Source organism: Paenibacillus sp. GCM10012306, assembly GCF_042649265.1.
Taxonomy (GTDB): domain Bacteria; phylum Bacillota; class Bacilli; order Paenibacillales; family Paenibacillaceae; genus Paenibacillus_AQ.
In genome coordinates, this window is sequence record NZ_JBHRYW010000004.1 from 189,003 (window position 1) to 202,342 (window position 13,340).

General features: G+C 48.8%; 10 protein-coding genes. 8 read left to right on the plus strand and 2 right to left on the minus strand.

The window, feature by feature from the left end; genetic code table 11:
* The first annotated feature begins 44 nt into the window (after nucleotides 1-44).
* The 5 genes from ACFORK_RS11685 (at nucleotide 45) to ACFORK_RS11705 (ending at nucleotide 5,788) form a co-directional block, all read left to right on the plus strand.
* Complete coding sequence (locus ACFORK_RS11685; RefSeq protein ID WP_379198922.1) at nucleotides 45-2,138, plus strand: cellulose biosynthesis cyclic di-GMP-binding regulatory protein BcsB; 2,094 nt, start codon at nucleotides 45-47, stop codon at nucleotides 2,136-2,138.
* Nucleotides 2,128-2,982 carry a diguanylate cyclase domain-containing protein gene (locus ACFORK_RS11690; RefSeq protein WP_379198924.1) on the plus strand — a complete coding sequence of 285 codons (855 nt, stop codon included), beginning with the start codon at nucleotides 2,128-2,130 and terminating at the stop codon, nucleotides 2,980-2,982. The genes ACFORK_RS11685 and ACFORK_RS11690 overlap by 11 nt, the downstream gene beginning before the upstream one ends.
* Before the next feature lie 172 nt (nucleotides 2,983-3,154).
* Nucleotides 3,155-3,403 carry a type B 50S ribosomal protein L31 gene (locus ACFORK_RS11695; protein WP_379198926.1) on the plus strand — a complete coding sequence of 83 codons (249 nt, stop codon included), beginning with the start codon at nucleotides 3,155-3,157 and terminating at the stop codon, nucleotides 3,401-3,403.
* Nucleotides 3,404-3,560: 157 nt separating this feature from the next.
* Complete coding sequence (locus tag ACFORK_RS11700) at nucleotides 3,561-4,082, plus strand: YcxB family protein (protein WP_379198928.1); 522 nt, start codon at nucleotides 3,561-3,563, stop codon at nucleotides 4,080-4,082.
* A gap of 131 nt (nucleotides 4,083-4,213) precedes the next feature.
* Nucleotides 4,214-5,788, plus strand: coding sequence for a histidine kinase N-terminal 7TM domain-containing diguanylate cyclase (locus ACFORK_RS11705; RefSeq protein ID WP_379198930.1), 1,575 nt, complete (start codon nucleotides 4,214-4,216; stop codon nucleotides 5,786-5,788).
* 91 nt (nucleotides 5,789-5,879) lie between these two features.
* On the opposite strand, the gene ACFORK_RS11710 is transcribed toward ACFORK_RS11705, so the two are convergent.
* A complete protein-coding gene (locus tag ACFORK_RS11710) occupies nucleotides 5,880-6,935 on the minus strand; it encodes a copper amine oxidase N-terminal domain-containing protein (RefSeq protein WP_379198932.1) in 1,056 nt (351 codons plus the stop codon).
* 209 nt (nucleotides 6,936-7,144) lie between these two features.
* Here ACFORK_RS11710 and ACFORK_RS11715 point away from each other — a divergent pair, with 209 nt between their 5' ends.
* Nucleotides 7,145-9,712 (plus strand): DUF2339 domain-containing protein, encoded by a 2,568-nt coding sequence (locus tag ACFORK_RS11715; RefSeq protein ID WP_379198934.1) that lies wholly within the window; start codon nucleotides 7,145-7,147, stop codon nucleotides 9,710-9,712.
* Nucleotides 9,681-11,009, plus strand: a complete 1,329-nt coding sequence (locus tag ACFORK_RS11720) for a DUF3999 family protein (RefSeq protein WP_379198936.1) — start codon at nucleotides 9,681-9,683, stop codon at nucleotides 11,007-11,009. The genes ACFORK_RS11715 and ACFORK_RS11720 overlap by 32 nt, the downstream gene beginning before the upstream one ends.
* Nucleotides 11,010-11,146: 137 nt before the next feature.
* Here ACFORK_RS11720 and gdhA read toward each other — a convergent pair whose 3' ends face one another.
* A complete protein-coding gene (gene gdhA, locus ACFORK_RS11725; RefSeq protein ID WP_379198938.1) occupies nucleotides 11,147-12,532 on the minus strand; it encodes an NADP-specific glutamate dehydrogenase in 1,386 nt (461 codons plus the stop codon).
* Nucleotides 12,533-12,885: 353 nt separating this feature from the next.
* Here gdhA and ACFORK_RS11730 point away from each other — a divergent pair, with 353 nt between their 5' ends.
* On the plus strand, nucleotides 12,886-13,164 hold the full coding sequence (locus tag ACFORK_RS11730) for a hypothetical protein (protein WP_379198940.1): 279 nt from the start codon (nucleotides 12,886-12,888) through the stop codon (nucleotides 13,162-13,164).
* Nucleotides 13,165-13,340: the final 176 nt, after the last annotated feature.

Genomic DNA, 13,340 nt, shown 5'->3' on the forward strand with positions numbered 1-13,340 from the left:
GATGCGCACCGAAGAGAAATACAAGAGTACAGGAGAGTTTAACTATGATTAAAAAACAACTGGCACTATGGGCGGTCTGCCTCATCCTTTTCCTGACCCCTCTGCAGGTCGTGGCTGCCGAAACGCTCCCCGGAACCCAAGGAAAGAGCTATGAGACCTTCTTTACCGGAACCGACTCCTCATTGATGGGGACAAGCTCCCGGCAGCAGTTCTTTGAGGTCATGGATTACTGGAATGTGCAGGATCTCAGAATCAACTTGCATTTTCAAATATCGCAAATTACCGAAGATCAGTTGTCCAGTGTGACTCTGTCGCTCAACGGCAGCCCTTTTTACACCTTTCGTCCTTCCCTTGGAAACAATGGAGAGCAGCAGTTGACGATTCCTGCACCAAAGGGATTTCTGAAGCGGGGGACGAACACGCTCAGTATTCAGGGATATTTGCGGACCAAACTCACTGATGATCAGCTCTGTTCTGTCGATAATACGCCGGATAATTGGTTACATTTATTCAACACCTCCAGTGTAAGTGTGACTTATACACCGAAAGACCTGACCGGGGGGATCAGCGACTTCAGCAGGCGGTTCTCAGGCATTGATATGGTCAAAGGGGGCAAAAGCCTGCTTACCGTGCCGGAGAACGCTACAGCTGTGGAATTGGAAGCCGCAGCTTACGCCCTCTCTGGGTACGCCAAGGCCAATACATTGAATGACCGCACCATCCCGCTGCTTCCCTACCGGAGCGATACCCTTCAGGATAAAGAAGCGGTAGTGCTGATCGCCATGTATGACCGCCTCCCGGCCAGCCTCAAGGCAGCAATTACTCCATCTCAGGATATGGGAACTCATGCGGTGATTGAACTGGTGAACAAAGAGACCCGACCTACATTGGTTGTCACCTCCAGAGACGAGAATTTGCTGATTAAAGCCGGTCGGCTGCTTGCCAATGGGGAGCTGACCCGTCAGATCAGCAGTGATCTGAAAGTCGTTGGTGATACAACAGAAGTGGCTTCACCTCCGTTCGATCTTAGCACCAACATTACCTTTACTGAGAATGGGGATAAGCTAACCGGACCGTATCATCAGGAGCAAACTTACTTTGTCTCGTTGCCTTCCAACCGTTCGATTGCCGATTCTGGTAAGATCAGTCTGGATCTCCGCTATGCGCAAAATCTGGACTTCGACCGTGCGATGGTGACGGTGAGCATCAACGATACCCCGATCGGCAGCAAGAAGCTGAATCGGGAGCTGGCGAACGGGGATACCCTGAATCTGGCCATTCCGCAGAATCTGAACATCTCGGGCAACTTCTCGGTCAAGGTGGCTTTTGATCTGGAGATGACGAACGCGATTTGTACGCCGAATACAGAGCAAATGCCGTGGGCGTATATCGGCAAGGACTCTATGATGCATTTGAATACAAAGGACCGCACCGATCTCTTGTTCAACAACTATCCGTATCCGTTCCTGCGCGATGGAGTTTATAATCATGTGGCTGTGGTGCTTCCGCAGAAACTGGATGATTACGCGTTTCGCAGCCTGTCCAATGTTTTCAATTTGCTAGGCAAATATGCGGGCAGCAATACAGGCGACATTATTTTCTACCCGGACAATGTCAACGAGGATCGTCTGAAGAACAATAACATTATTGCCATCGGTAGCTTCAAAGACAATAAGGTCATCCGGGATACGAATAACAAGCTATATTTTCAATATAATTCTGACGGTACTAGATTTCGCTCGAATGAGAAAATGAGCATTGAGGACAACTACGGAGGACAGATAGGTACCCTGCAGTTAATTGAATCGCCATTTCAAGCTGGCCGGGGGATGCTGGCTGTTACGGGCGCTCGCTCCGAGGATTATTATGTGGCTTCCAGACTGCTTGCCACGGAGAAGGACAGATGGAAGGTGTTTGGCGATGGCGTAATTGCTGACAAAGATGGCAATGTCAATGCCTATCGTTTCAAGACTGTCACCGGTGCTCCGAAGGACTCGGCAGTACAGCAGGTCTTGGAACGAGGCGACGTGCTAGGTTTTGTGGTTGCGACCGTAATGGTCATTGCGCTGGTACTGATATCCCTGATTCTGCTGCTTCGCAAACATATGAAGAAACGTGGTGATAAGCGTGAGACGTAACCGCAGCATTCTGGTATCTGATGCCGCCTTTCTGGGATTTCTTGTTCTGGCCTACATTTGTATTGTGTTCATTGCCGGATCACCAGATCATTACATTCAGAACATTATTATTCTGAATGTGGCTTTTATCCTGGCGGTAGTCACTTATTTCACTACAGTGACGGCTGGACTGGTGCTGAATCTTGCGTTTATTTTCGGCTACGGGTTCTTCGTTATGTTCCAGACGATATCGCAGGGTGAGACCATTGGTCTGAACACCTATTTCTGGCTCATCATGACCCCGCTTCTGACCGTTGTGGTCTGGATCTTCACGCTCGGCAACCGCCAGCTTCAGACGGAGAACGAGAACCTCAAGAAACGTGCAGATCAGCTGGCGACGGTGGACGAGAACACCGATCTGCGCAACAGCGTGGCCTTCCAGAAGGACGCCAGCCTGTTCACCGGCATCTCTACACGGTACAAGATTCCGCTCACCCTACTTGTAGTCAAGGTCAAATATTGGGATGAGATCCGGCGCCTGATTCCGGAAGATCAGCTTACAGAGGCCATCTATGATGTCTCACAAATCAGCCAGTCCAGTATCCGTACCAATGATGCGATCTACCTCTTGGACAAGGAGGATGCCACGTGGGGTCTGCTGCTGTTCACAGACCGCGACGGGGCAAAAATCGTCATTGAACGGATCAAGTATAAGCTGCAGGAACTGAACGATAACGGGTTTATGAGTAAATACAAGGTTAAGCTGGGACTGAAGATTGGGGCTGTGCAATATCAGCCGGATACCATCGAGAACCCGCTCGATTTCATTGTTCAGGCCAAGAAACAGTTGGAGTACGATGTTTGATCAGATAAGGCCATGGATTTATTGAGCTGCAAGTGGACTATAAATAACCGGTTTTGGGAATGCTGTTTCATTAAGATTGCTTTCATGTCAGAGTTAGCGTATGATGTAGACATGATTTAAATCGTAATGATTACTATTTAAATCCAATAGCTCAGAAAGAGGGTCATCGGCCATGAGAGAAGGCATACATCCCAGAACCAACCAGGTTATATTCCTGGATGCCAGCGTAGGCTTCAAATTTCTCAGCACCTCCACCAAGTCGTCCAATGAGACGATGGAGTGGGAAGACGGCAACACTTATCCGGTGATTCGGGTAGATGCCAGTTCTGCCTCCCACCCTTTCTATACCGGTAAGCAGAGAGAAGCAGAAACCGGCGGACGTGTGGACAAGTTCAAGCAGCGCCTGGCACAGAAGAAATAAGATACCATTTTCGGACCAGACAACCCGTTCAAGTGGAGGGTTGTCTTTTTTTGTCTGCTAAGTGTCTATTTCTGCCTATACAGGAGGTCACATCCTGCATAATTAGTGTTACAATTATAGGATCATACATTTTATCATGCGCTGAAGGAGAGTCAGGATGACACAAGAGATCAAGGTGGATACCGAGTTAAGCGGCGGAGATGTTCAGGAGTTTAACCTGTGGTTCAGCCTGAATAGCAGAATTATCATCACTTCGTTCAGTGTGGTTGCCTATTTCGCAATTATGCTGGCGATAACTAAGAATTACAGTACTTCCAGTCTTTCGATTCTCGCGGTAACAGCAGTTGGACTTGCTGTAGTTCTCTGGTTTATTACGCGAACAAACTTGATCAAAAAGTCGAAAAGAGCTTTTGAAAATGACAGTCAATCGAAGTTACCCCAAAGCTATGTAATCTCGGATGAGGGCATCCGGCATCAGTCTGATTCAGGCTCCGGGCACGTCAAATGGGAAGAGATATATAAGATTGGGGAGACAGCTAGTTTATTTGCTTTTTTTCTCTCTCCCAATCAGGCGCTAATCCTTCCCAAACGTTTCTTCCATTCGGAGGAGGACAAGCAGTTCTTCAAAGAACTGGCCAGAAAGCATATGTTCTCAAATCGGGTTAAATTTAAGGGATAATCCTATAACTACAGCGGCTACGTAAATATGCCTACCAATATTATCCTTGAGGATTATGGAAGAATGATTCAATTGTTAGTGAGAGTGAGCTATAATAAGGCAAAGCTATCTAATAATAGGAGAAATTTTACATGCCGTGGATACAGGGTTATCCGTATTACTTAATCATGGGCAGTATTCTCAGTCTTTACATGGGTGTCAAAGCTTATCAGTTTCGTAAAACACCAGGAAGACACTATTTATGGATTTTGATGCTGCTGGTTAGCTGGATATTTGCAGCGACGGCCGGAGAGATAATTGCTATTCCTTTTGAGGCTAAGCTGTGGTGGAAGAACCTGCAGCAGCCTCCGCTGTTTCTGAGTACGATTTTTACATATGCCGTAATCAAGGACTACGTGTCCCGCTCCACGGCAGAGCTACCGCGTCGGCTATTTCTGTTCTCTATCCCTGTTTTCGCGTATGTGCTGCTTATCTTTACGGATTCCTATCACCATCTGATGCGCAGCGAAGTCGGCATGGCAACAGAGGCGGGAATCAGCGGAATTATGGTTCAACCTACATTGCTCAGTATGAGTCTGATCGCCTATGATCAGCTTTTTGGCGTCTATGCAGTTTATTTGTTGGTCACCTCTATGTGGGGTGCTCCCAAATACTACTTGAGGCGCAATTTGCTGCTGCTTGGCGGACTACTGGTACCCGTGGCTTCCATCTTTCTGCTCCCGATTCTGAAGATTACGGTTACAGGCTTCACAGCCTTTACGTATTTGCCAGCAACGATAGCCGCGTACTTCACCGTATTTAGAGATCCGTCTCTTGCTTTGTACCCACTAGATAAGAACAAAGTTTTTGAGAATATGAAGGACGGCATTGTTGTGATTGATCCCCATGACATCATTATGGATATCAATGAGAATGGTGCCATGATGTTATCTGATTTGTTTGGAGAATGGCCTTCGACTTGGATTGGCAAGAATATTACTCCGTTCTTGGCAGAGGATGCGGAGCTTACCCAAGCCTACAGACAGAGACAGGCGGGCGAATACGAGATTGAGGCCGCTGGCCCGAGCGGTTCATATTATGGGGTTTCACTGATTGTGACAGAGCCTAATGAGCTTGAGACAACAGGCATGCTGCTGGTCTTCAGCGATCAGAGTGAGAAGAAGCGGTACGAGCGGGAGCTGCTGCATCAGGCTACGGTGGACGATCTGACCGGGCTCTACAACCGCAGGCACTTTATGGGACTGGTACAGAAGCATGGATTGCAGGAAGGAAAGGGCACAGCGCTGCTGCTGTTCGATATTGATGACTTCAAATTAATCAACGATACATATGGTCACCTGGCGGGTGACCAGGCGCTAGTCGACTTGGCCAGTAAAATTCTGAGTGTATACAAAGACATAGGCATCTCCGGAAGAGTGGGTGGTGAAGAATTCGCGGTCTGCTTCTTTGCCAGCAGCGAGGCGGCGGCGCTGGAGGAAGCGGAGTTTTTCCGGACTATGATCAGGGATCATGTCGTGAAGCTGGATGACCAACATAACATATCCCTGACTGTGAGCATCGGAATCGTCTATACCCAGCGAGGTGATGTGACTTTCGAGGCACTGTACCGCGAGGCGGACGAAGCGTTGTACGTATCCAAGACGACAGGTAAGGATAAAGTTACTTTGGGTGGTCAATCGCCAGCTCAGGAGGTCCTGAAGAGTTAGCGCGTAAGTTATACTAAACAAAGAAGCCCTGACTTCAATACTGGAGTCAGGGCTTCTTTGTGATATGTGCTGCCGTTGGTACGGTATTGCTTTAAGGCCTAGCAGGTGCAGGCTGCACGACGATTTTGACGGCTGTGCCGATTGGCGGCAGACTCTTGGTCATCATCGGAGTATAGAAGCCAATAACTTTGGCCCCTTTTACAAGACTGCTACTGTCCATAGCCTCGCCTTTTCCATTCACCACTTCGGTGTCCTTAGCCAAGCGAAGTACAATTTCACTTTGCGAAAGATCGGTGAGAGGGTCGCCTTTCAGACGGAAACTGATACTACCATCTGCATCCTTCAGCACTTCCTCCAGGGTTCCTGCAGTTCCGAGCAGGTCACCCTGTTTCTTTTGATCCAAAACGGTTATGGAATACGTAGGGGTTTGCGGCGGCAGACTGAAGGTGCTGATTATGGAATGGGCTGCCTGCACGGTCATCCCGATATGAAGATCAGTGAACGCAAGAGTCTTTCCGTCAGCCGACTTAATGACAGTATCCGGACTGACAGTGAGGATGATCCCGTCTGTACCTGCGCCTTGAATCTGAACAGATTTGTATTTGCCGTTTTCGCTTTGGTAAACCGATGTAATAACGCCGGTGTCGATCAGAGTATCTTGATCTTGAGTGTTGGTATGAATAACAATCGAGGCTCCTTTCACCGAGACGGATTGATGCAGCACTTCGCTAGCGAAGGAAGCTGGTACATACAGCTTGTCTCCCTTGAGCACAGGGGCGGTGCCAAGCGTGGTGTACATTCTATTGATGACATAGCGGTCCTCGCCAGTCTTTACGGTTGTGAAAATATTACCTTGGCTCAGCTCGACCGATTTGGTCTTGCTGTTCCACTCCAGCTTGAATCCCAAGGCCTCGGACATTGCCCGCAGAGGAACCAGCGGTTCCTTGCCTCCAGGAAGCTGATAGCCTGTGTCTGTAAGAGAAGCTCCGTTAATCTCAATGGTGAAGACTTGTTGTCCTGCGCTCGTCGCAGACGGCTGCACACTATTGTTCTGATTAGCTGGTGACGGCTTGGCCAGGGCTGAGCCTGTGGTCAAAGCCATGGACAGGGTCAAGAGGACTGCACTGGTTTTAAGTATGTTATTCATGTTGTGAGGCTCCTTTAATCATGAGTATTTTAGACCATTGTTACGTATCTGACGCTGGTTTCTTCCAGAATGTTGCACCAGATGAACCAAAAACCGCAAATCTGTGGGCAAAACAGGCAAATCTCTGTAGTTTCAGGCAAATTGCATCGAACTATTGTTCATTTGTAGTAAAATGAAAATATTAACAAATAAAGACATGGGGAGGCGCTATGGAGCAATTCAGAGAACGGATGAGGTCCGTGCAAGAGCGGCAGAATGAGCTTCTGCAAGACTACGGAAAACTGATCGCTGAATATGAAAGTCATGACTTGGTACATGAGCATGAAGCGCTGAAGAAGCAATATGACGAGCATCTCATTGTCCTGGATGAGCTGAGAGTCAAGGCTTCCCGTCTGGAGATGGAGAACTCCGAGCTGCGTATTGCTCTGTCAGAACAAATGATGGACGAGAAGCGCAACATTCTTAGAATTTCACAGCAGAAGCTACATACTTATTTTGCATCCCAAAGCCGTGGTTATACGGATCGTCTGACGGCTCTTGAACAGGAGGCCAAACACCGTGTGGAGCGAATGTACAGTACCGCTAACCGTCAGTTGGGTGAGGATAAGGAAGCAATCACCGCCCGACTGGGGGGCCTTGCTGTGGAATTGAACCAGCGAATTCAACTACGCCGTGAGCGGCAGAGGGAACTAGAACAGATTCATCAGGCTGGGCTTTCCGATAAATACCGTGAGCTTGAAGCCGAAGGGGTCAGTGAGGAGGTTCTGCAGCGTAGAAGGAAGCAGAATCAGATCGAGATGAAGATCGGCCTGAACTGGATCAACCGGCTGGGTATTCTGCTCCTAATCCTCGCCGTCGGCGCAGGATTCAAGTACAGCTATTCCACCTGGTTCAATGGCTATATGAAGGGCAGCGCCTTTTTCCTGCTAGGGGCCTTGTTATTGGGCGTTGGGGAATGGCTGTTTCGTAAGGGTAGAAATACGTTCGCCCTAGGTCTTCTTGGCGGCGGGATTTCCATTCTTTATGGATCCATCTTTTACAGCTATTTCTTACTGGGGATTATAAGTATTTATGTTGGGCTGTCCCTCTCCATACTCGTGACGTTAACGGCAGTGCTGCTGTCGTTAAGGTATGAGTCACGGACAATCTGCTCGCTCGGCCTTGTCGGCGGCTACTTACCTCTCTTTTCCTACATACTGGCGTTTGGACTGGAGGGCAGCGCAGTCTATGTCGCGATGGGTTATCTATTTTTGCTGAACCTTTCGGTGCTGCTGATCTCGCTGCGAAAGCGCTGGGTGGTCGTGAATTACATCAGCTTCTTGTTTAATACGCCATCCATGCTTCTGCTGATCATGTTGTCTGGTAGTGATGGCGCAAGTATGTTATATGCCGTGCTGACTTTTGCCATGTATCTGTGCATTACCTTGTGGTATCCGTTCAAGTATCGCATCAAGCTGTCCTGGTGGGATTTCGCCTTGCTGGGTTGCAACACGCTAGTTAGCTGCATCACCTTGTACGTGCTGCTAGTGGATACTGGACTGGGCCATTACAAGGGTGCTCTGGCACTGCTCTTCTGTCTCATGTATCTGGGACTTGGTCGATTGCTGGAGAAGTATATGGTGCAGGAGAAGCAGAGTATGCTGCTGTTCTACGCCACCTCATTAACCTTTGCGGTGCTGATGATTCCCTTCCAGCTGGGTGCAGCCTGGTGGTCTATTGGCTGGCTGGTGGAGGCGGTCGTTCTAACCGTTTATGGCAGCCAGTATCGGTTCAAGGGACTGGAACGGGCAGGTTGGGGGATACTTGCCCTTTGCTTGGGAGCCTTCTTTGGACTGTCGGTACCGATGCAGGTGATTATGGAAAATACGGTCATGCCTGATGGCGATCCTTATTTTGCCTTGAAATATGCTTTTGTTACTGTCGGGATGATGATTATTGCTGTATTGTATGCCATCCGTCATAACAACAAAGAGGCGTCGGCAATGAGCGGACTAATGGAAATTCGCTTGGCCGTCTGGTTTAAGTATGCTGCCCTGCTGAATGTTTGGGCCTTTCTACTCTACGGATCGGGCCTGCTCTATCAGCGTGTGGTTCCCGATGACTTCACCCATACGGTTTTCTACCGCTGGGTATTGGTTGCTGTAATCTCCATAATTCTGGCCTATTTACTGCCGAAGGTGAAGATACTGTTTGACACTATAGTCAGGTATTTTGCAATACTGCTATATGGCGTCGGTTATGTTATTTGTATCGGAATTACAGCCGGACTACCGAGCCTGGAAGGCGAACTGGCGCAAAATACTTCAGCCGATTACATCGCGCTGGGGCTGCTTGTGGTCTTCAACATCTTCGTCTGGTTTAGCAGTCGTCAACTGCTGGTCGCTATCCTGAAGCGGGAATATAAGAGCATGGAGTTATACCCTGTCATTCTGGCGATATATCTACTCGGCATTATTACTGCATTCCTGGGTGTGCAGCTTCAATTACATGATGCCGGTCTGATCTTCAGTATGGTCTATCTGCTGCTGGCTGTACTGTTCATTTTGTATGGTTTCAGCCAACGGTATGTATATATCCGCCGCTTCGGCCTCGGGCTTACACTCTTGGCAACAGGCAAACTGCTGCTGTATGACCTGAGCCTCCTCAGCACGGGCCACAAGATCATCGCGTATTTCAGCTTCGGGGTTTGTCTGCTCGGGATCTCCTACTTGTATCAAAAAGTATCGAACAGAATGGAGGAGGCTCATGCGGAGGCAAAGACGGATACGCAGGGTTAGTATCACGCTGTTTTTTCTAAGCTGTCTGGGACTGAGCGGGATAGGAGCAAGCATGCTCCCACCGGGTCAGATTAGTGGAGTGCGTGTTGCAGAAGCGGCTGCATCCAAGACGGATGGGGCAAATAACAGTGCCCAGTGGCGATTCGCCAAGGCTATCGAACCAGGTGATGGCGCGATATATCAGAAGTTATATCTTGACGAAGAGGTATATAAGCACGCCAACAGCAGTTTGAGCGACTTGCGAATTGAAGATAACCAGGGGCAGTTTGTCCCTTTCTATCGGGAATCCAGAGAGGCGGAGTGGAAAGAGCAGAGTAATAGCTACAAGACCGACTTAACCCTTAAATTCAATAAGAACCTGGAGACGACCTTTGATTACAGGGTGATCCCGAATGAAGAGAATCGTGATATTCAGGGCAGCAGGCTGGAATTCGATCTACCCGGCGAAGCGTTCCTGAAGCATGTTCAGATCTACGGCGGATATGACGGGAATACGTGGGAGCCTCTGGCCAAGGGCGATCTGTATAGGGTGGGGGAATTTGCGCAGAATGGCATTGATTTGGGCTCGGCTTACAAGTTCACCCACTACCGTCTGGTGGTCCCGAATAACGCTGAGAAGCTGGAATTCGGTCAAATGAAGCTGATCCACAAGACAGCTATGGTGACTGTCCAAGACTTCATACGGCAGCGAGATCCTGTCTACGAGATGAAGCAGGAGGGTTCGAAGACACAGCTTGTTATCCGCAATGATGACCGGCTGCAGGTATCGATGGTCCGGCTGGAGGCGACCGGGAATTTTACTCGTACTTATGTGCTGCGCGATGACAGTGAAAGGGAGCTTGGTGTTGTAGGGAGCAGTAAGCTATATCGGCTTGACTTCAAAGATTCCCGAATTGCTGGGACAGATATTATTCTCCAGGAGCCCACGACCGCGCCTTATTTTGCAGTTGTCATTGAGAACCGGGATGATGCTCCTATCTCACTCCAGGGAGTCCATCTGGAATACTTGGTGGATAAGCTGGTGTTTCCCGCTGAAGGCGAAGGACCTTTCCGGTTAGTGTATGGGAACATTGGGGCTCTAGCGCCCCAGTATGACATTGTAAGCTTCAAGAGTCATATTGAAGGGGAAAAGATAGGCACAGCCAGATTAGGACCTGAGAACGCCCTACCGGAGGTGTCAACGGTATCTTCTACCGGGTTGCGCTGGTTGACTGGTGCCACGGGGTTTAATACTGTGATTATCATCGTATCACTGTTGCTGATTATTTTGCTGGTTCGTAAACTGAATCGGAAATAAGCTGACAAAAGTCCCGTATCCAGCGATGTGTGTCATTTTGGCTGGATACGAGACTCTTTTTGGATATAGAAGAGGGACCCTTAAATTGCAGGGTCCCTCTGTCAGTGGCCGGCTATTGAATAATCGGCCTTATTATATTAGATAACACCTTCAGCGAGCATAGCGTCTGCAACTTTCTTGAAGCCGGCGATGTTAGCGCCAACCACAAGGTTACCAGGGTGTCCATATTGCTCAGCCGCTTCTACGGACTGTTTGTAGATGTCGACCATGATATCATGCAGCTTGGCATCTACTTCTTCGAAGGTCCAGGACAAGCGCATGCTGTTCTGCGCCATCTCCAATGCCGATACGGCTACACCGCCTGCATTTGCAGCTTTGGCTGGTCCGAACAGAACGCCGGCTTTATGGAACTGCTCAATAGCCTCCAGAGTGGATGGCATGTTCGCACCTTCACCAACCGCTTTTACTCCGTTCGCGATCAGTTTCAATGCCAGGGTCTCGTCGATTTCGTTCTGGGTTGCACTTGGCAGCGCGATGTCACAAGGAATTGTCCAGATCTGGGAGGAATCCTCGGTGTACACAGCGTTCGGATGCTCCTTCACGTATTCGCTGATCCGTTTTCTCTCTACTTCCTTCAGACGACGGACAGTGTCGAGGTTGATGCCGTCTTCATCATATAGGTAACCGGAAGAGTCACTACATGCTACGACTTTCGCACCCAATTGTACAGCCTTCTGGATTGCGTAGATAGCAACGTTACCAGAGCCGGAGACAACTACACGGCTGCCTTCAAAGGACAGGCCTTTGGATTTCAGCATCTCATTGACGAAGTACACGGTTCCGTAACCTGTTGCTTCAGGGCGGGCATGGCTTCCGCCGTAGACTACGCTCTTACCAGTCAATACGCCGGCAGGGTAGCCGCCGCGGATGCGCTTGTATTGTCCGAACATGTAGCCGATCTCACGTGCGCCGACACCGATGTCGCCAGCCGGAACGTCTACTTGTGGTCCAATGTAGTTATGCAGTTCTGTCATGAAGCTTTGGGCAAAACGCATGATTTCGCCTTCCGATTTGCCTTTAGGGTCGAAGTCGGAGCCGCCTTTACCGCCGCCAATATGCTGGCCGGTGAGGGCGTTCTTGAAGATTTGCTCGAAGCCGAGGAATTTGATGATACTGGAGTTTACGGACGGGTGGAAGCGGAGTCCGCCTTTGTATGGTCCGATGGCACTGTTGAACTGTACCCGGTAGCCGCGGTTCACGCGAACCTTACCTTGATCGTCTACCCAAGGCACCCGGAAGAGAACAAGACGCTCCGGTTCAACAATTCTTTCGAGAATGGAATTCTCTTGGTACTTAGGCTCTGCTTCCAGGACAGGAAGAAGGGATTCCAGGATTTCCTTAACGGCCTGGTGGAACTCAGGCTCATGCGGGTTCCGTTTCACAACGTTGTTGTAGACCTTCTCAACATAGAGTTGAGCATCGTTGCGGGAGGTGTCTGTATCGATCGAAGGTACTAAGCTCATGAATTCAACCGCCTTTACGTATAATTATTTTTCCTTGGTTTTAATGCTTCTTCGCGTTACTGCTTTCACGCTGGGATATATTTTTTATTATTTTGGCATAAGAACGCGCCGCTAACAACTGTTTTTTAAAAAAACTTTACTCTGAATGATACGTTTTATTGGAGAAGGGGGTGAATAATTATACGTCTATGGGAGTAATTACAAGGCAAAACAAGGGTTCTTGGCTATATTTATGCGGGTAATTCCCGAATTTGAACGCTTTCGCACAGTTTGTGCTAAAGTTAAATCTCCCGGCTCAGGGCATACTGTGTTACAATGACTTTGCAGCAACTTGTAAGGAGATGACAATCAATATGAGCGAACAGGTGAATGAGCAGGAATTGGTGGCGGTGTTGTCTGCCAAGACTAAAGTCGATCCCGGACTAATCCGGCTGGTGCTGAAGCATGAACAGACCTTTATTAATAAAGCCCAAGCTAATGCTAAGGGTGAGGTAGACATCGATAATGATGATCTAGTGGATTATATCACAGCCCAGCGTGATGTGAAGCTGGACGAGCTGACTGTGGAGACGATTCTCGATGCCGAGATGGATTATCTGATGGACAAGGGACTCGCTGGATACATCGATTAAGCTTCAATTTTGTTGATGTATTGCGGGTACCTGAATATTGTCTTCTGTTTCTATGAATTAAGCAAGCATAAGTCGTGCACTTATGCTTGCTTAATTTTAGAAGTGTGACGGGTATTGTCCAAGAACAGCCTGCCCCTGATGGAGGGGCGGGCTGTTACCTGTTGTCCGAGTGCGCC